At 62.6% G+C, this 17,740-nt stretch carries 16 protein-coding genes; 13 read left to right on the top strand and 3 right to left on the bottom strand.

The genetic code is table 11. The features are described 5' to 3' along the window. Nucleotides 1-170: 170 nt before the first annotated feature. Nucleotides 171-587, bottom strand: coding sequence for a hypothetical protein (locus WDM86_07520; protein ID MEI9989872.1), 417 nt, complete (start codon nt 585-587; stop codon nt 171-173). On the opposite strand from WDM86_07520, the gene WDM86_07515 reads away from it, so the two are divergent. The 6 genes from WDM86_07515 (at nt 586) to WDM86_07490 (ending at nt 6,995) form a co-directional block, all read left to right on the top strand. Next, nucleotides 586-1,038 (top strand): ATP-binding protein, encoded by a 453-nt coding sequence (locus tag WDM86_07515; protein MEI9989871.1) that lies wholly within the window; start codon nt 586-588, stop codon nt 1,036-1,038. The genes WDM86_07520 and WDM86_07515 overlap by 2 nt on opposite strands. Nucleotides 1,039-1,165: 127 nt before the next feature. Next, nucleotides 1,166-1,627 carry a (2Fe-2S)-binding protein gene (locus WDM86_07510; GenBank protein ID MEI9989870.1) on the top strand — a complete coding sequence of 154 codons (462 nt, stop codon included), beginning with the start codon at nt 1,166-1,168 and terminating at the stop codon, nt 1,625-1,627. A 19-nt stretch (nt 1,628-1,646) separates the two neighbouring features. Then, nucleotides 1,647-3,842 carry a molybdopterin cofactor-binding domain-containing protein gene (locus tag WDM86_07505; GenBank protein ID MEI9989869.1) on the top strand — a complete coding sequence of 732 codons (2,196 nt, stop codon included), beginning with the start codon at nt 1,647-1,649 and terminating at the stop codon, nt 3,840-3,842. Continuing rightward, on the top strand, nt 3,839-5,203 hold the full coding sequence (locus WDM86_07500) for a cytochrome c (GenBank protein MEI9989868.1): 1,365 nt from the start codon (nt 3,839-3,841) through the stop codon (nt 5,201-5,203). Before WDM86_07505 ends, WDM86_07500 begins: the two co-directional genes overlap by 4 nt. A gap of 44 nt (nt 5,204-5,247) precedes the next feature. After that, nucleotides 5,248-5,679, top strand: a complete 432-nt coding sequence (locus tag WDM86_07495) for an OsmC family protein (GenBank protein ID MEI9989867.1) — start codon at nt 5,248-5,250, stop codon at nt 5,677-5,679. Nucleotides 5,680-5,924: 245 nt separating this feature from the next. Further along, nucleotides 5,925-6,995 (top strand): hypothetical protein, encoded by a 1,071-nt coding sequence (locus WDM86_07490; protein ID MEI9989866.1) that lies wholly within the window; start codon nt 5,925-5,927, stop codon nt 6,993-6,995. A gap of 11 nt (nt 6,996-7,006) precedes the next feature. Here WDM86_07490 and katG read toward each other — a convergent pair whose 3' ends face one another. Beyond that, nucleotides 7,007-9,217 (bottom strand): catalase/peroxidase HPI, encoded by a 2,211-nt coding sequence (gene katG, locus WDM86_07485; GenBank protein ID MEI9989865.1) that lies wholly within the window; start codon nt 9,215-9,217, stop codon nt 7,007-7,009. Between the two features lie 656 nt (nt 9,218-9,873). On the opposite strand from katG, the gene WDM86_07480 reads away from it, so the two are divergent. After that, nucleotides 9,874-10,125, top strand: a complete 252-nt coding sequence (locus WDM86_07480) for a hypothetical protein (protein MEI9989864.1) — start codon at nt 9,874-9,876, stop codon at nt 10,123-10,125. Nucleotides 10,126-10,289: 164 nt separating this feature from the next. Here the strand turns inward: WDM86_07480 and WDM86_07475 are convergent, their stop codons facing one another. Next, a complete protein-coding gene (locus WDM86_07475; protein MEI9989863.1) occupies nt 10,290-10,994 on the bottom strand; it encodes a transglutaminase-like cysteine peptidase in 705 nt (234 codons plus the stop codon). A 234-nt stretch (nt 10,995-11,228) separates the two neighbouring features. Here WDM86_07475 and WDM86_07470 point away from each other — a divergent pair, with 234 nt between their 5' ends. The 6 genes from WDM86_07470 (at nt 11,229) to WDM86_07445 (ending at nt 17,732) form a co-directional block, all read left to right on the top strand. Next, nucleotides 11,229-12,044: a metallophosphoesterase family protein gene (locus tag WDM86_07470; GenBank protein MEI9989862.1), complete on the top strand. Its 816-nt coding sequence runs from the start codon at nt 11,229-11,231 to the stop codon at nt 12,042-12,044. Between the two features lie 56 nt (nt 12,045-12,100). Beyond that, entirely contained in the window at nt 12,101-12,760 is a 660-nt protein-coding gene (locus WDM86_07465) for a polysaccharide biosynthesis/export family protein (protein MEI9989861.1), read from the top strand. Nucleotides 12,761-12,800: 40 nt separating this feature from the next. Next, complete coding sequence (locus WDM86_07460) at nt 12,801-12,941, top strand: hypothetical protein (protein ID MEI9989860.1); 141 nt, start codon at nt 12,801-12,803, stop codon at nt 12,939-12,941. 93 nt (nt 12,942-13,034) lie between these two features. Continuing rightward, nucleotides 13,035-13,655, top strand: a complete 621-nt coding sequence (locus WDM86_07455) for a hypothetical protein (GenBank protein MEI9989859.1) — start codon at nt 13,035-13,037, stop codon at nt 13,653-13,655. 204 nt (nt 13,656-13,859) lie between these two features. Further along, complete coding sequence (locus tag WDM86_07450; GenBank protein ID MEI9989858.1) at nt 13,860-15,362, top strand: outer membrane beta-barrel protein; 1,503 nt, start codon at nt 13,860-13,862, stop codon at nt 15,360-15,362. A 141-nt stretch (nt 15,363-15,503) separates the two neighbouring features. Next, nucleotides 15,504-17,732: a polysaccharide biosynthesis tyrosine autokinase gene (locus tag WDM86_07445; GenBank protein MEI9989857.1), complete on the top strand. Its 2,229-nt coding sequence runs from the start codon at nt 15,504-15,506 to the stop codon at nt 17,730-17,732. Nucleotides 17,733-17,740 lie beyond the last annotated feature (8 nt).

Here is a 17,740-nt window from a genome sequence, read left to right as displayed (position 1 = left end):
CCGCGCCTCGGTACCATCGCTCTGGAAAAGCCTTACCGAAGGTCCGGTCTTTACAGTGCGCACCATCCCCTAGCGACGCCGGGTGCCTTTGCCCACGCGGTGGTCGAAGTCGACGCGTATTGACGCGGGTATTTTGTATCCGGCCAATCCATCCCGGACAATTGGCGATACTATTGTCCAATAGCTTCGCCTCCGATCCGGTAGAATGCTCTCTTCCGGTTCCTTGGCTGCCCGCGCGGGTCGGCCTCGCGAAAGACGAGTGCCATGAAATCGTCGTTTCCTCCCGACCAGCCGCCATACCAAACGCCGGAAGAAGTCGAAGCGCTCATGGCCGGGCGCTCGGACCAGGAAATCGCCAGGCTGGCGGCGCTGGGATTGATGACAACCGGGATCGTCCATGATTTCGGCAATCTCATGCAGGTCATCTCGAGCGCCGTCGATCTCATCGAGCGAAAATTGGAACCGCCCAAGCGCGCCGAGTTGAGCCTTCTGACGCAAGGGGTCTTGGCTTCGGTCGGCAGGGCGACCGCGCTGAGTCGGAAAATCCTCAGTTTTTCGCGGGCGGAGACGACGGTCGAAGAAGTCATGCACATCGACCTGGCGCTCGGCGCGCTCGAACAGCCGATACGCTGGATGGCCGGTGACGCCATCCGGGTCGAGCTGGATCTCGATGGCGATCTGCCCCCGGTCTTCTGCGACGTCCGGGAATTCGAGAACGCCGTGCTCAATCTCGTGGTCAATGCCAGGGAAGCGATGCCGGAGGGCGGCGAACTTTGTATCGCCGCGAGCCGAGGCGGCCTGGAGGACGACGCGATCGTGATCCTGCGCGTCACCGATACCGGACGCGGCATGTCTCCCGAGACGGCCAAGCGCGCCTTTCAGCCCCGTTTCACGACGAAGGCGATCGGCCGCGGCAACGGGCTTGGCCTGGCCATGGTGGCCGATTTCGTCCGGCGCGTCGGCGGCTCGGCGCAGATCGAGAGCACCCCGCGGCAGGGCACCTCGATCGTCCTGAGGATCCCGGGATGCGGCAACTAGAACGGCCGATGCCTTGCGACCCAAATGCGTCCTGGCGCGTTGGTGTTCGCGGCTGTTTGCGTCCTCGCCTGACTTTTGTTCCTTTTAGGGATTACCGTCGGCCCAGAACGACAGGGGAGTGTCCAGCATGACGCGTTTGCGCATCAACGGTCAGGATCGCGAAGTCGACGCGCCCGGCGAGATGCCGCTGCTCTGGGTCCTGCGGGACATTCTGGGATTGACCGGCACGAAGTTCGGCTGCGGCATCGCGCAGTGCGGCGCCTGCACCGTCCATGTCGACGGCAAGGCGGTCCGCTCCTGCATGCTCCCCGTCGGGTCGATCGGTGGCCGCGCCATCACGACCGTCGAGGCGGTCGGTGAAACGCCCGCCGGCGCCAAGGTCCAGAAGGCCTGGCTCGACCTGGAAGTCGTGCAATGCGGCTACTGCCAGTCCGGCCAGATCATGTCCGCCGCCGCGCTGCTGGCGACGACGCCGCGCCCCGACGATTCCGACATCGACGCCGCCATGGCTGGCAACATCTGCCGCTGCGGGACCTATGTGCGGATACGGGCGGCGATCAAGAAGGCGGCCGGCGCGGAGCAGGTCTGAGCGGGAGGGGCATTTAGCCATGACAATTCACGCGGTTCCCCGTCCGAAAGACATCCTGTCCCGCCGCACCATCCTGCGCGCCGGCGCGGCCGCCGGCGGTGGATTGCTGCTCGGTCTCTACACGGGCGTTGCAGCGGCGACGCCGGTCAACACCGGCGGCGCTCAGCCGAACGATGGTCCCTTCACGCCCGATGCCTTCATCCGCATCGACCGTACGGGCAAGGTCACGCTGGTCATGCCGCAGGTCGAGATGGGGCAGGGCGTCTACACCTCCCTGTCCATGATCCTCGCGGAAGAACTCGATGCCGCGTTCGACCGCGTCGTGCTCGAAGCCGCGCCGCCGAGCGATGCGCTCTACGCCAATCCCGTTTTCGGCATCCAGGCGACGGGCAATTCCAATTCCATACGCGCCTTCTGGACGAAGCTGCGGACCGCCGGCGCCGCGGCGCGCGCCCTTCTGGTCCAGGCGGCTGCGGCGCAATGGAAAGTCGATCCCGCGAGCTGCACGGCGGCCAACAGCGAAGTAATTCACGCGCCGACCGGGCGCAGGCTGGCCTATGGCGCGTTGGCCGATGCCGCGGCGAAGCTCAAGCTGCCCGCCAATCCGCCGCTCAAGGATCCCAAGCAGTTCAAGCTGATCGGAAGGCCGCTCAGGCGGCTCGACACGCCTGACAAGGTCAACGGCAAGGCGCTTTATGGCATCGACATGCTGCCGCCCGGGGTAAAGTTCGCGACGCTCGCCGCGTCCCCGGTATTCGGCGGCAAGGTCGCGCATGTCGACGACAGTGCCGCCAAGGCCATTCCCGGCGTGCGCCAGGTCGTCGTGCTCGACGATCTCGTCGCGGTGGTGGGCGATCACATGTGGGCGGCCAAGAAGGGCCTTGAGGCGCTGGTCATACACTGGAACGAGGGCGCCAACGCCCATGTCGACTCCGCGCTGATCCGCAAGGACATCCAGGCCGCCAGCGCGCATGACGGCGCCGTCGCGAAATCGCTGGGCGATGCGGCAAAGGCCCTGAAGGACGGCGATCCGTTCGAAGCGCATTACGAAGTCCCCTTCCTCGCCCACGCGCCGATGGAGCCGATCAACTGCACCGCGCATGTGCGCCCCGATGGCTGCGAGGTCTGGGTCGGAACGCAAGTCGCCGCCCGCACGCAGGCCGTCGCCGCCAAAGTCACCGGCTTGCCGCTCGCGAAGGTAACGGTGCACAACCAGCTTCTCGGCGGCGGCTTCGGCCGCCGGCTGGACGTCGACGGCATCGAAAAAACCGTGCGCATCGCGCAGAAGGTCGACGGCCCCGTCAAGGTGGTGTGGACGCGCGAGGAGGACATCCAGCACGACTTCTACCGTCCGCTCTACTACGACCGCCTCACGGCGACGTTGAAGGATGGACGCATCCACGGCTGGAAGCACCGCGTCACCGGATCGTCGGTCATGGCGCGCTGGTTTCCGCTGGGCTTCCAGCACGGCGTCGACGGCGACGGCGTCGACAGCGCGGTCGACGAACCCTACGACATTCCCAACATGCGGGTCGAATTCCTCCAGCACGAACCGCCCGCCGTGCCGACCGGCTTCTGGCGCGGCGTGGGGCCGAACAACAATGTCTTCGCCATCGAAAGCTTCATCGACGAGTTGGCGAAAAGGGCCGGCAAGGACCCGGTCGCGTTCCGCCTCGCGATGCTGGAAGGCAAGACGCCGCGCCTGAAGGCAGCGCTCGAACTCGCCGCGCGCAAGGCCGGTTGGGGCACGCCGCTGCCGCCGCGCACCGGTCGCGGGGTCGCGGTGCAGGTGGCGTTCGCAAGCTTCATCGCCACCATCGCCGAAGTCGAAGTCGACCGGGAGGGCGAGGTCAAGGTGCGCCGCATCACCAGCGCGGTCGATACCGGCATCGCGGTCAATCCGGATACCATCATCGCGCAATTGCAGGGCGGCCTGATCTTCGGGACCACGGCGGCGCTCTATGGCGAGATCACCATCGACAAGGGCCGGGTGCAGCAGCGCAATTTCAACGACTATCGCATGCTGCGCATCGACCAGGCGCCGGTTATCGACGTCCATCTGATCAAGAGCGGCGAGGCGCCCGGCGGCATCGGCGAGACGGGCACGACGGCCGCGCCACCCGCCATCCGCAATGCGATCTTCGCCGCGACGGGCATTGCGTTGCGTCGGTTGCCCTTCGACCGTGACATCCTGGCGGGGAGGAAGCCGGCATGAGCGCCTTCTTCAAGCTGAGTCCCGCCTGGCGCTACACCATCCTCGGAATCGCCGCGGTCGCCGTGGTTCTGCTGCTCGGATTCGCCTGGATCGTGCTCGGCCCCGGTCCGACGGATTTCGCGCGCGGCAGCCGCATTGCGCTGGCCGATTATCATGGCGCCGATCCGACCGGCGTCCCGCCGGAGCTGCACAGCGCCAGCCTTGTCGCGCGCGGCGAATATCTCGCCCAGGCGGCCGATTGCACGTCCTGTCACACCGCAAAGGGTGGCGTGCCCTTTGCCGGCGGCCTTCCCATCGTGCTGCCCTTCGGTACGATCTACACGCCCAACATCACGCCGGACAAGGAAACCGGAATCGGCGGCTGGAGCGACGCGGCGTTCCTCGGTGCGATCCACAAGGGTATCGATGACGAGGGCCAGCATCTCTATCCCGCCATGCCCTATGTCTCCTACACGGGCATGACCGACGCCGACGCGCTCGCGATCAAGGCCTATCTGTTCAGCCTCAAGCCCGTGCATGCCGACGTGCCCGGCAACACTTTCGTGTTTCCGTTCAACCAGCGCTGGCTGATGGGCGTGTGGTCGTTCCTGTTCAATCCCGACAAGCGCTTCGCGCCCGACCCGGCGCAAAGCCCGCAATGGAACCGGGGCGCCTATATCGCCGAGAATCTCGAACATTGCGGCGAATGCCACACGCCGCGCACGCTGTTCCAATCGCTCGACAACCGGCGGAAATTCGCCGGCGCCCTGCAGGCCGGCTGGCGCGCCTACAACATCAGCTCCGATGCCGACAGCGGCGTCGGCGCCTGGAGCGACGCCGCTCTGGCGGACTATCTCTCCTCCGGCCATGCCGAGGGACACGGCACGGCGGGCGGCCCGATGGCCGAAGCGGTCGACAACAGCCTGAGTCATCTGTCGCCAGGCGATATCGCCGCGATCGTCGCCTATCTGCGCAGCGTGCCGCCGATCGCCTCGTCCGATCTGCCCGCGCCGAAAACCTCGCCCGCGCCGGTGTCCCACAAGCAGGGCCTGGTCGCGGATTATGACCCGCGCGGCAAGCAGATCTTCGAAGGCGCCTGCGCGAGCTGCCATGACTGGACGGGCGTCAGCCCGGTCGTTGCCGCCGCGACCTTGACCGGCGCCCGCGCCGTCAACGACCGCACCGCGATCAACGTCGCGCAGGTCGTGCTGAACGGCGAGGCGCGCCAGACGCCGCACGGCCAGGTCTTCATGCCGGCTTTCGGAAGTGCCTATACCAATCAGGAAATCGCGGCGGTCGCGAACTATGTCACCGCCCGTTTCGGCGCGCAGCCGTCCAGCATCACCGCGAGGGACATCGCCAAGCTGCGCCAAGAGAATTGATGGCGCAGCCGCGCCTCGATGGACCAACGCCAAGGAGAAGCAAGATGAAGATCAATCGCAAGGGTTCCGCCGTCTGGGAAGGCGGCATCAAGGACGGCAAGGGCGCCATCTCGACGCAAAGCGGCGCGCTTAATGCCTATCCCTATGGCTTCGCGAGCCGCTTCGAAGGCAAACCGGGCACCAGTCCGGAAGAGCTGATCGGCGCCGCGCATGCCGGCTGTTTCACCATGGCGCTCTCCCTCATCCTGGGCGAGGCCAAGCTGGTCGCCGCGCACATGGAGACCACGGCGCAGGTGACGCTGGAGCAGGTCACGGGCGGCTACGCGATCACGGCGGTGCATCTCACGCTGACGGCAAAGATTCCGGGCGCCGATCAGGAGACGTTCGAAAAGCTCGCCGCGGCGGCGAAGGCGAATTGTCCGGTCTCCAAACTGCTGAAGGCCGACATCACGCTCGATGCGACGCTGGTGAGCTAGGACCGCGTCGCACGATATCCGTTATCGGCGACGGCTCTGCCGTCGCCGGCCGGATCTCGGACCGGAAACGCGTTGAAGACCGCCGTGAAGTGCGCCCGGGAACGGAATCCGGTCGCCGAAACCGGCTCAATCCGGCCGCACCGGGGGCATTGGCAAAGAATCTGTCACATCCAACCGTCGTTCACTTTCCCGTATGTTCCAGAGCTCGCTCGAGCGGTTGGCGGACTAGGCGCGCTGGAAAAGGAATGACATTGGGACGCGGCATCGCCGAGACGCTCCGGCGCCGGCGGGGATGGATCGGCATCGTCGGCTCGATCGGCCTTCTCCATGTCGTGGGCTGGTCGATCCTGCTTGTCGCGATCACGCTGCCGCATCCGGCGATCGGCGCCAAGGCGTTTGGCGCGGGAACCGGATTGGCCGCCTATCTTCTCGGCGTCCGTCACGCCTTCGATGCCGATCACATCGCGGCGATCGACAACACCATCCGCAAGCTCATGCGGGCGGGACAGCAGCCCCGCTCCGTGGGATTCTGGTTCTCGATCGGCCATTCGAGCGTGGTCTTCGGGCTCGCCACGCTGCTCGCCTTCGGCGTTCGCGGCCTGGCGCGGCCGTTGTTCGACGGCACCTCCGCGCTGCACCTCCTTGCCGGCGTGGCCGGGACCCTGTTCTCCAGTGGCTTTCTCTATGCGATTGCCGTCCTCAACCTGATCGTGCTGGGCGACCTCTGGCGGAAGCTGGCGCGCGCCCGCACCGGCCGGCCCACCGAGGACGAGCCCGATGGCAGCCGCCCCGGCTTCATGAGCCGGCTGCTGCGGCCGGCGATGAACCTCGTCGGGAAGCCCTGGCACATGTGCCTCGTGGGATTGCTGTTCGGCCTCGGCTTCGACACCGCGACCGAAATCGCTCTCCTCGTGCTCGCGAGTTCGAGCGCGGCGACGGGCCTGCCCTGGTATGAGGTTCTTTGCCTGCCGGTTCTGTTCGCCGCCGGGATGTCGCTGTTCGACACGCTCGACAGCGCGCTGATGACGTCCGCCTATGGCTGGAGCTGGGCGAGCCCCCTGCGCAGGCTCTATTACGATCTCGGCCTCACGGCGCTGTCCTCGGCGATCGGCATCGTCGTCGCGACCGTTGAGATCGCCCCCTTGATCGGCGAACACGTTCGCGGCGCGCCCGATCTCGCATCGATCGATCTCACCGGCTTCGGCTTCCTCATCGTCGGATCCTTCGCGGCCATCTGGCTTGGCGCGATCCTGACGCGCTGGGCGACAACACGGTCTCTAGACCGTGCGTCGAGCCAGCGTATCGGTCTGCTCTGAAGCGGCCTTCCCTAAGCGGCGGCCAGGTCGAACCGGTCAAGGTTCATCACCTTGGTCCAGGCCGCGACGAAGTCATCCACGAACTTCTTCCGCGCGTCCTCGCTGGCATAGACCTCGGCGAGCGCGCGGAGCTGCGAGTTCGAGCCGAAGACGAGATCGACCCGGGTGGCGATCCACTTCAACTCGCCGCTGGCGCGGTGGTGTCCTTCGAATACGTCCGCGTCGGCCGAGGCAGGCTTCCACTCCGTGCCCATGTCCAGAAGGTTCACGAAGAAGTCGTTGGTCAGCGTTCCCGGGCGCTTCGTGAAGATGCCATGCGGCGACGCGCCGACATTCGCGTTCAAGGCCCGCAGGCCGCCGATAAGGACCGTCATCTCGGGCGCCGTCAGCGTCAAAAGCTGCGCCTTGTCGATCAGGAGCGCCTCCGCCGCTATCGCGTATTTGCCCTTGAGATAGTTGCGGAACCCGTCCGCGACCGGCTCGAGCGGAGCAAAGGCGTGGATATCGGTCTGCTCCTGCGACGCGTCCGTGCGCCCCGGCGTGAAGGGAACGGTCACCTCATGCCCGGCCTTCTTCGCCGCCTGCTCGACGGCCGCCGAACCGCCCAGGACGATGAGATCGGCGAGTGAAATCTTCTTGGCCCCGCTTGCCGTGCCGTTGAACGCGGCCTGGATGCCGCCAAGGGTTTCGAGCACCTTTGCCAGTCGGGCCGGCTGATTGACCTCCCAATCCTTCTGGGGGCTGAGCCGGATGCGCGCGCCGTTCGCCCCGCCGCGCTTGTCGGAGCCGCGGAAGGTCGACGCCGAGGCCCAGGCCGTGGCGACCAGTTCGGAGATCGAAAGGCCCGATGCGAGAATCCGGGCCTTGAGGGCCGCGATATCGCCCGCATCGACCGGCGGATGATCGATGGCCGGCACGGGGTCCTGCCAGATCAGTTCCTCCGCCGGGACCTCGGGGCCGAGATAGCGGACGCGCGGGCCCATGTCGCGATGCGTGAGCTTGAACCAGGCGCGGGCGAACGCGTCCGCCAGCTTGTCCGGGTTCTTGTGGAAGTCCCGCGAAATCTTCTCGTAGACGGGGTCGACGCGCAGGGCGATGTCCGTCGTCAGCATGGTCGGCCCGTGCCGTTTCGCTGGATCCTGCGCATCCGGGAACGCGCCGGCGCCGGCGCCGTCCTTGGCCTTCCACTGATAGGCACCGGCCGGGCTCTTGGTCAGCTCCCATTCGAAGCCGAACAGGTTCTCGAAGAAATTGTTGCTCCACTTTGTCGGCGTCTGGCTCCAGGTGACTTCCGGGCCGCCGGTGATCGTGTCGTCGCCCTTGCCGGTGCCGAATCGGCTTTTCCAGCCGAGACCCTGTTCCTCGATGCCGGCCCCTTCCGGCTCCGGGCCGACCAGCGCCGGATCGCCGGCGCCGTGGGTTTTGCCGAAAGTATGCCCGCCAGCGATGAGCGCGACCGTCTCCTCGTCGTCCATCGCCATGCGCGCGAAGGTTTCGCGGATGTCCCGGGCGGACGCGAGCGGATCGGGCTTGCCGTTCGGTCCTTCCGGATTGACGTAGATGAGGCCCATCTGCACCGCGGCGAGCGGGTTCTCGAGGTCGCGGTCTCCGCTATAGCGCTTGTCGCCCAGCCAGGTGTCCTCGGCGCCCCAAAAGACGGACTCGTCGGGCTCCCAGGTGTCGGCGCGTCCGCCGCCGAAGCCGAACGTCTTGAAGCCCATCGACTCGAGGGCGACATTGCCGGTGAGCACGATGAGGTCGGCCCAGGAGATCTTGTGGCCGTATTTCTGCTTGATCGGCCAGAGCAGCCGGCGCGCCTTGTCGAGATTCGCGTTGTCCGGCCACGAGTTGAGCGGGGCGAAGCGCTGCTGGCCGCCGCCGGCGCCGCCGCGACCATCGCCGATGCGATAGGTGCCGGCGCTGTGCCAGGCCATGCGGATGAACAGCCCGCCATAATGCCCGAAATCGGCCGGCCACCAGTCCTGGCTGTCCGTCATCAGCGCCAGGAGGTCCTTCTTCAGCGCCGCGAAATCGAGCGTCTTGAACGCCTCCGCGTAGCTGAAGCCATAACCCATGGGGTCGGACAGGGGGGAATGCTGCTGCAAGATCTTGAGGTTGAGCTGGTTCGGCCACCAGTCCCGGTTCGACCGCCCGCCAAGACCGGCTTTGGGGCCGTGCGCCACGGGGCATTTGCCGGCGGTTCCCGTATCCTGTTCGTCCATAAATTCCTCCGATCATGACTGGCTGGCGGCCCGCCGACGTGCCCATTCGACGGCTCAGGGACCCAAATCGCGGCTGGGATCTGCGGTTCGCGCGGTTATCGCAAAGATTATAGCCAGATTGGTCCGCAACCGCTTGTCACATCTTCCAGACCGCAGCGCGGATTCCACAAACGTACGACGAAGCCGGGGCGGGCGGCGCTATTGCTCCCGCGCTTCTCGTGGGCCTTTGTGGAGATCGGCGGTCGCGAATGGAAAACGATCCCGCAAGGCGCTACCACCACGAAAGTTTGGAGCGGCTTCGGGGTGTCGGCAAACGAAGTCGACGGCAAATCTTGCGAAGACTGCCATGTCGTCCAAATGCAGGAGAACCCACAGACGCCGGGCGAGGCTGGACGCTTGATCCCCGAGCGCGCCAAGGCAGTGCGAACCAAGAATGAAGAGATGGTGGACGACGTTTCCAGCGGAGGCACCCCATGTCGGAACATAAAGTGAACAAATGCGGAGCGAAATCCTAAAGATTTTTTCCCGGTGACGCGTCTGCCGGACCGGCCATTGGGCACCATCGGCCTGAATATTATTCAGCACTGTTTTACGGCCGATTAACGACTTACTGCGAAGCTGAGGGCTGGAAATATTCCCTGGTCGAAAGAGTGCCGATGGCACAACGTGCCCCATTCATCGGTTCGACAGCCGCTCCGATCCTCGATGAAGGCGTCATTCTGCCGTCCGTCGATCAACGCGGCGGCGGCCCGGCTAACCGGGCATTGTCCGAGCTTGCGCTCATGTTCGGCAACGAGCCGCTTGATGACGAGGGTCGGTGGGGCGCGGGAAAGACACTGCGCTTCGTCGTGACAAGCTGCGGCTTCTTCTGGCTGGCCGCTGCGACGGTTGTTCTTATCCTGCGCTAGATTGCTGGACAGAATCTGATCGCCTGACGTGACAGAGATCTGTGAACGTCTCCGGCGCCCTTCGCGAAAAACTTCCCGATAAACAGCAGACCGGCGAAGACTACGGCCTATCAGCGCTCCAATCGGCCATGTGCTTCAGTATAGTGGGATTGTCTCGGCTGCCCTTAATGCGTGCCGCCGGTGATCATGCTGTCGCCCGTTGAAGCCAGCATCCGATCCGCAGGCCTCAGGGACACCCAGGCCATCGCATTGCCGGGCGCCTGCCGTTCGATCCAGGTAAAGCCGGTTTGGTCCCAGGGCAGAATGTCATTGGTGAGGTTGTCCAGCACAAAGTCCCCCTTGTCCGTCACCACCGTCAGGACGGCATGCCGGACCTCGCTGGGTGTGACAACCACGGCTATCCGCAAGGCTGAGAGCGGCAGGCCCAAGCCCGCCAGATTCTTGCGCTTGGTCAGGGCATAGTCCTCGCAATCGCCATAGCCGTCCGACGGAATCGTCCAATATTCGACACGGCCATAGTGGCGGCTGTCGTCTTCCGGCCAGATCGCGGCGTTGACGTCGGAATTGACCTTTGCGAGCGTTGCCCAAGCTTGAGGCGTCAATGCAATCGAGGTCGGCGCGTTAGGCGTGGTCTCGCACTGGTCGGGAAACCGCAGACAAAAGCTGACATAGCCGCCAGGAGTGACGGCGGCGCTGGCCGACGCGGGCATAGGATCGGCGAGAGGTGCGGCGAGGCTCGAAACGGCCGATGGCATGGCCGGCACCGGCCCCGACGGGATGGAGGCGACCGGCAGGTCCGCGGTCGCGCATCCCGACACCGCAATGGCGAGAGCGACGATCGCCATGAATCTTGAAAGCGTCTGGTCCACCGGTCTCTGCCCTTCAATTCGCGGGCGAGACTAGGCAGGGGCCGATTTCGGTCGGTTTAAGCTAAGTATCTGTATTTAATACGCATTTTCGGATCGTTTGATTAAAATTCGAATGATCTTATTGACGCTGATCCGCGTCCTGGCTGGTGTGATAGAAGCCTGTTTTCCAATTGCTTAGACGCTTGTTGCGGTCGCGAACTAGAAAAATCTAAAATAGGCGTTCAGCGAGATACCATGACGACAAAAGCGGCAGTGATTAACGAGCGCAGCGGCTGGCTTGCCCGCCTGTTGGGCCAGAATGCGAAAGCACCTGCGGTGCCCGCCGGCCGGCGCGTGTTCGCGGTGGGCGACGTACACGGACGCCTCGATCTGCTGGAACGGTTGATAGGACAACTTCGCGACTACGCCGCCAACGGCGAGCCTGCGGTGAATTCGCTTGTCCTCTTGGGAGACTACATCGATCGGGGCCCGCGGTCGAAGGAGGTCGTCGACTATCTCATCGATCTGCGTCTGCCGGGATGGGAAACGACCTTTCTGCGCGGCAACCATGATCAGGCATTTCTGGATTTCCTCGGCGATCCGAACTTCTACCGGGCCTGGCGCAATTTCGGCGCGCCCGAGACGCTCCTCAGCTATGGCGTGATGCCGCCGCGGTTCGACGACGAAACGGCTTTTTCGAAAGCCAGGGACGAGCTCGCAGCGAAATGCCCGCCGTCGCATCTGCAGTTTTTCGGCGATTTGAAATTGATGCACGAAGAAGGCGACTATTTGTTCGTGCATGCGGGGATCCGCCCGGGCATTCCGCTGGATGCGCAGGTGCCGGAAGACCTGCTGTGGATTCGTGACGATTTCTTGTTGTCCAGTCGCCGGTTCGGCAAGGTTGTCGTACATGGTCACACCCCGACGCAAATGCCAGTGCGGCGGCGAAACCGGATCGGGGTCGATACCGGAGCGCACGCGACCGGTTGCCTTACGGCTGCCGTCTTGGAAGGGGAGAGTTGCACGTTTCTGGCAACGGCGAGGGCCGGCGCGGATGCCGTTCTGTCGTGAGGAACGGTCCTTGCTTGGTGGGGCATAAGACTGCTCGATTTTGGGAAATGACAAGAATGAACCGCTTCTGTCCAGAAGTTCGCGCCGTTACGGCGGCGATGTTTGCGATTCTCGTCGTGTTTCTGGCGGGCTTGGCGCCTGCTGCTGCAGAATCGGCTCTGCCGGGCCCCAGCACCCAAATAACGGATGCGCCGCCGCCTTCCGAAGCGGCGGCTCCGCCGGTAACCCCACTGGGAACTGGACCGGTGTTCGTCGATGAAAATTACCACTTGGGCACGGGCGACAAGGTCAAAGTGACGGTCTATGGCGAGGATGATCTGAGCGGCGAGTTCTTCGTCGATGGGTCCGGGCAAGTGCAATTGCCGCTGGTCGGGCAGGTGAAGGCGGCTGGCCTCACAATCCATGAATTCGTCATTGAAGTTCAGACGATGCTTGGCAGCAAATATCTTCGCGATCCCAAGGTCAGTGCCCAGATAGAGAACTATCGGCCGTTTTACATCATGGGCGAGGTGAACAAGCCGGGCGAATATCCCTTTGAAAATGGCCTGAATGCGCTGGGCGCTGTTGCTCTGGCCGGCGGCTACACCTATCGGGCGGACGACTCCGACGTGTATATCCGCCGCAACGGCACGACAAAGGAGGAGGCGTTTCCGGCAAACGCATCGACTCGCATCTATCCCGGCGACATCGTTCGGATTGGCGAGAGGATTTTTTGAAATCGACCGGATTGGACTTGTTTTGAAAGTTCCCGTCCCGATGGATGAAAAGCCAGCGCATGAGCGGGTTGCACCAAATCTGGGTTGCAAGAAAGAGACAGCCAAAAAATTTGCGCCTATTTTTGATCAAACCGCATTGAGCATGTTTCAAAGTGAAGGCTTGGCTGCATTGAGAGCTTGATCTTTTTCGGCTAGTATCATGCTGCAACTGCGAGGGCTGCAATCGAAGATTGCAGATGAATGCTCGTAGTAGGTGTTTTTGGAGGGGTTTGCCATGAAGAAGTCTTTCCTAAAGTCGCTGCGTTCCGGCGCCGCGTCTCTGGCGCTCAGTGTGGCGTTGGTGAGTTCCTCGGTCGGCGTCGCCGAGTTCGCGATGATCGCGCCGGCCTTCGCGGCAACTTCGCTGACAACCAGTCAGACGTTTTCCCTTCAAACATCGCTGACGGCGGCCATCCAGATCGCCAATGGCGATCCCGCGGCGATTGAATTGGCCATCTCGACGGCTGCCCAGAATGCCCTTGCGACCTACGGCGCCGATGCCGCCGCCTCGATCACATCTGCGATCCTGACGATCGCAGAATCCGCCGGTGCCACAAATCTCGAGATCGGCATTGGCCTTGGCCAGGCTTCGGCCATTATCGCTACAGCCAACATCGGCGCTGCATCGGTGATCGCGTCGACCTTGGCCAATGAAGGCAAGGCAGACGAAATTGCAGCTTACGAAACGACGACGTCGTCGCTTGGCTATGCCAGTCTCGCGTCGATCGCCGGCGGAAGTCCGTCAGCGACGAGTCAGACCGGCGGGAACCTGACAAGCACCAACACCGGCAATTTCTCGGGTGGCAGCAGTGGAAGCGGCGGGGGGTGTCTTAATCCGTCATGCACCAGCCTGTAACTCGCCGGCAATATATCAATTGAGATCGATTGAAGATTAAATAAGGGTGGGGTGGTGTTGATGAGTGGTCCGCCGCGGCAATGCAAAGTTATCGCGGCGCCAGCTGCAAACAGCGATTCGAGGACGAATCCGCTAGAACGTATTGCAGGCTGTCTTTCACTGCTTGCCCAACGTCTCGCGGGTGGTTCCCAGCAAGACGATGAAATGCTTTCCGATAAATTGGCCGGCGCCCTTGCCGAATTGGTATTGCTGCGCGAGGCGCTATCGCAGCGCATCGCGGCAAATGATCCCCGCGCTGCAAGCCTTCGCCGTATAGACGACGCACTCGCGGAATTGTCGGCCGTGCTTGCTGCGGTCGAGACGACCGCATGGCGGCGTGCCGCGGTAGGCGCACGCCGTTCCTGGAACAAGGAACCCGTGCAGCGCGCGCTGCGCCGCGCCGCGCTTATCGTGGGCTTTACCGTCGCTGGCGCGGGTGTAACGGGTTTCGCCGTCCCCGCCATCGCTGATGACGACACGACGCCAACACTTATTGGCATGACCGCCCAGGATGACGGCGTGATGACACGCCACCGGCCGGAATACGACGCCAAAGGCATACCGCTGGGGGCCTTCCGCTTGTACCCGATGCTGGATGCCAGCGCCAATTACGATGACAACGTCTTCAAGAGGCCAGCGGCGAGTTCGGACTGGTATTTCGAGGAAGCCCCGTCGTTTCGACTGATGTCGCAATGGGGTCGCCATTTCCTTGAGGTCTATGGCGGGGTCGACAATTACAACTATTCGAGCTTCAGCCACCTCAATCTGACGGACTGGTCGGTCGGCAGCGACGGCCGTCTGGACATATCACGCGCCGCTGATCTATCGGCCAACGTTTCATATGGCGAGTACCACGAATCGCTGAGTTCGGCGAACACCGTGGGCTTTCAGGCATCGCCGAACCGCTACAACAAAGCCCACGCCGACAGTACGGCGCGCTACCAGCCCAATCGGCTTGGATTCAGCGCCGGCGCTAGCTTTGACCGTTACGATTGGCTGAACACGCCGCGGGTCGGTGGCGGCATCTTGTTCAACTCCGACCGCAACGAAGATGTTTTCCAGGGCTTCGCCAAGGTCAACTATGATTTCTCACCGGGCTATACCGGGTTTGTGAGGGCGCTTTACAACTCACGGCAGTTCGACCAGTTCTTGGATCGGACGGGCGCGCACCGCTCTTCGAACGGCTATCGGTTCGATGCCGGACTGACGGTCCAGCTCACGCATTTGTTGTCTGGCGAGGCTTATTTGGGCTATCTGACCCAAGATTTCGCTCTGCCGTTGAAGAACATTTCCGGCCTGGACTATGGCGTCAACCTTGACTGGTTCGCGACACCGGTCCTGACCGTGCATCTGACCGGGTCGCATGAAGTTTCCGACGTGACGCTGGGCGGCGTATCGGCCAGTGACGACAGGCTCGTCAAGCTAAGCGCTGACTATGAGTTTCGCAGGAACATCATTTTGCAGGGCTATGCATCCTACACCCAGAGCAGCTTGATCGGATCTTCCCGTACGGACGACTATCCTGGCGCCGGCGTGGGTGCCAAATACCTGATAAATCGCTATATGAGCGCGACGATAAACTATAACTTCAGCAAGCGCTCGTCGAACTTCTCTGGAGTCGACTATACGGATAACGAAATCGCCGTTGGTCTTTCTCTGCACATCTAGCGAGGTCAGGCAAGGACGTGGCGAGCAGGCGGTTTTTTGGGACCGGCGCGAGATAGACTGTTTGGTCGTCAATTGGCGGGAACCCGCGCGGTATAACAAAACACAGGTGCTTGCAAACCGGCCCCTGGTACGGTGATGCAGATGAACATGCAGAAACGCGTCTCCGATGAAGAGCTAGAGCCGACGGATACTCTGTCCGAGACCTTCGCACGGGAAAACGCCGGGTTCAGTCTCGTCGATTTCCTGCGCATCATCCGCGTCAGATGGAAGTTGATCGCGGCGGCGGTCGTCGCGACTACAGCGCTCGCCGCCGCGATGATCGTCCTGATTACCCCGCTTTATTCGGCAACTGCGATTGTGATGCTGGACCAGCAGAAGAACAATGTCGAAAGCGCCGATGCGATCTTAACTGGTCTTGGAAGCGATCAAGCAACGATCCAAAATCAGGTTCAAATATTAACATCCCTTGAGCTCGCTGGCCGGGTCGTCGACAAGCTGAAGCTCGACCAGGATCCGGAATTCAACCCTACGATGGGCGGTTGGACATCATTTCTATCATATCTCAACCCGTACAAATGGATTTCCGGGGACAGCGAAACGCAAGCCGCAGCGCAGGGACAAGATATTACTCGCGACGCTATCAGCCGCAGGCTTTTGTCGCGGCTGTCCGTGGACCCGATTGGCCTATCCACGGCTATGACCATCACGTTCCAGTCAGAGGATCCGGCGAAGGCGGCCATGATTGCGAACAGCATTGCCAACGCGTACGTCGAAGACCAGCTGGAAGCGAAATTTGACGCGACGCAAAAAGCCACGCAATGGCTTTCAGCTCGTATTGGCGAGCTCTCGCGCAAGGCCGAGGAAGCCGACGAAGCGGTTCAGCGTTACAAAGCCGCACACAATATCACGAGTACCGGCAACGGCATTTCGGTAGTCGAGCAACAGACGTCCGACATTAACAGCCAGCTGGTCATGTCCAAGACCGTGCTTGCCGAGAAGCAGGCCGCCTATTCCGGCCTCTTGTCGTTAGCGCGCGCCGGGCGGGCGGCGGACTCCGCTGCGGCGATGGCTTCTCCGGTGATCGGGGCTCTGCGATCGCAAGAATCCGATATCGCACGGCAGTTGGCCGACCTGTCGACGAAGTACTTGCCCGGGCATCCGAAAATTCTCGACCTGGAGGCACAGAAGGCTAACATCGACGCGAAGATCAGCGAGGAAGTTCAGCGCATCGTCGACTCGGCGCGAAACGACGTATCTATCGCCGCCGCCCATGTTGGTTCGCTGCAGGGCAGTTTGGCTTCTCTCGAAAACCAGGGCGCGTCGCAGAATCAGGATGCGGTGCAGCTGACGGCCTTGCAATCCGCGGCGACGTCCGCGCGTTCAATGTACGAGGCGTTTCTTGGCAAATTGAACCAGACGCAAGGCCAGGAAGGAATCTTGACGCCGGATTCGCGTATCATTTCGAATGCATCAACCCCGACAGCCCCGAGCTTTCCGAAGAAAGGCCTCACATTGGGGATTGCCGTACCCGCCGGCCTCATCCTCGGTCTAGTGCTCGCTTTCGCTCTTGAACGTCTCGACTCGGGCTTCCGCACCACGCAGCAGGTCGAAGCCTTGCTCAGCCTCCCGGTTCTGTCGACCGTGCCAGAATTGGAGGGATCGGCCAAGGAAGGTCGCGAAGCGGCAGACTATGTCGTCGAGAAACCCATGTCGTCGTTCGCTGAGGCCATACGCGGATTGCAGCTAGGCTTGTCGCTGGCGAATGTCGACCACCAGCCCAAGGTGATCGTCGTCACCTCATCGGTTCCAGGCGAAGGAAAGACCACCGTTGCTATGAGCCTCGCGCGAATCGCGGCACGCGGCGGCCTCAAGACGATTGTCGTCGATGGCGACCTTCGCCGGCCGAACGTCGCCAAGTCGTTCGGCCGCGACCATTTCCAAAATGGGCTCGTCGAAGTTCTGCTCGGCCAGCTGCCTCTCGATCAATGTTTGATCAAAGACACAAAGTCGGATGTCTTCGTGCTGCCCTGTTTGAAGGCCCCTGCGACCCCCTCCGATATGCTAAGCTCGCAGGCAATGCGTTTGCTTGTGACCAACCTGTCTAAGGCGTTCGACATGGTCATTATCGACTCAGCACCGATGCTGCCCGTTAACGACACGAAAATTCTCAGCCGAATGGCCGATGCCGTGCTGTTCGTCGTCCGCTGGGAGAAGACGCCCCGGGAAGCAGCCGTAAATGCGCTACGGTCCTTGGCTGACGTGCATGCGCCTGTCGTCGGCATCGCATTGACCCGCGCCGACTCCAAGCGCTTCCGCTATTACAGCTACGGCTATCAGAATTATTATAACTACAACAAGTACTACAGCTAGCTGGTTGG

This window comes from Rhizomicrobium sp. (genome assembly GCA_037200045.1).
Lineage (GTDB): Bacteria > Pseudomonadota > Alphaproteobacteria > Micropepsales > Micropepsaceae > Rhizomicrobium.
The sequence above is the reverse complement of the archived record's forward strand: the minus strand, read 5'-3'. Positions and strand labels throughout refer to the sequence as shown.

Coding starts and splice junctions, on each gene's coding strand:
- WDM86_07515 (MEI9989871.1), top strand. CDS start 586: ATGCACATCGACCTGGCGCTCGGCGCGCTCGAACAGCCGATACGCTGG.
- WDM86_07520 (MEI9989872.1), bottom strand. CDS start 587: ATGACTTCTTCGACCGTCGTCTCCGCCCGCGAAAAACTGAGGATTTTC.
- WDM86_07510 (MEI9989870.1), top strand. CDS start 1,166: ATGACGCGTTTGCGCATCAACGGTCAGGATCGCGAAGTCGACGCGCCC.
- WDM86_07505 (MEI9989869.1), top strand. CDS start 1,647: ATGACAATTCACGCGGTTCCCCGTCCGAAAGACATCCTGTCCCGCCGC.
- WDM86_07500 (MEI9989868.1), top strand. CDS start 3,839: ATGAGCGCCTTCTTCAAGCTGAGTCCCGCCTGGCGCTACACCATCCTC.
- WDM86_07495 (MEI9989867.1), top strand. CDS start 5,248: ATGAAGATCAATCGCAAGGGTTCCGCCGTCTGGGAAGGCGGCATCAAG.
- WDM86_07490 (MEI9989866.1), top strand. CDS start 5,925: ATGACATTGGGACGCGGCATCGCCGAGACGCTCCGGCGCCGGCGGGGA.
- katG (MEI9989865.1), bottom strand. CDS start 9,217: ATGGACGAACAGGATACGGGAACCGCCGGCAAATGCCCCGTGGCGCAC.
- WDM86_07480 (MEI9989864.1), top strand. CDS start 9,874: ATGGCACAACGTGCCCCATTCATCGGTTCGACAGCCGCTCCGATCCTC.
- WDM86_07470 (MEI9989862.1), top strand. CDS start 11,229: ATGACGACAAAAGCGGCAGTGATTAACGAGCGCAGCGGCTGGCTTGCC.
- WDM86_07465 (MEI9989861.1), top strand. CDS start 12,101: ATGAACCGCTTCTGTCCAGAAGTTCGCGCCGTTACGGCGGCGATGTTT.
- WDM86_07460 (MEI9989860.1), top strand. CDS start 12,801: ATGGATGAAAAGCCAGCGCATGAGCGGGTTGCACCAAATCTGGGTTGC.
- WDM86_07455 (MEI9989859.1), top strand. CDS start 13,035: ATGAAGAAGTCTTTCCTAAAGTCGCTGCGTTCCGGCGCCGCGTCTCTG.
- WDM86_07450 (MEI9989858.1), top strand. CDS start 13,860: ATGCTTTCCGATAAATTGGCCGGCGCCCTTGCCGAATTGGTATTGCTG.
- WDM86_07445 (MEI9989857.1), top strand. CDS start 15,504: ATGAACATGCAGAAACGCGTCTCCGATGAAGAGCTAGAGCCGACGGAT.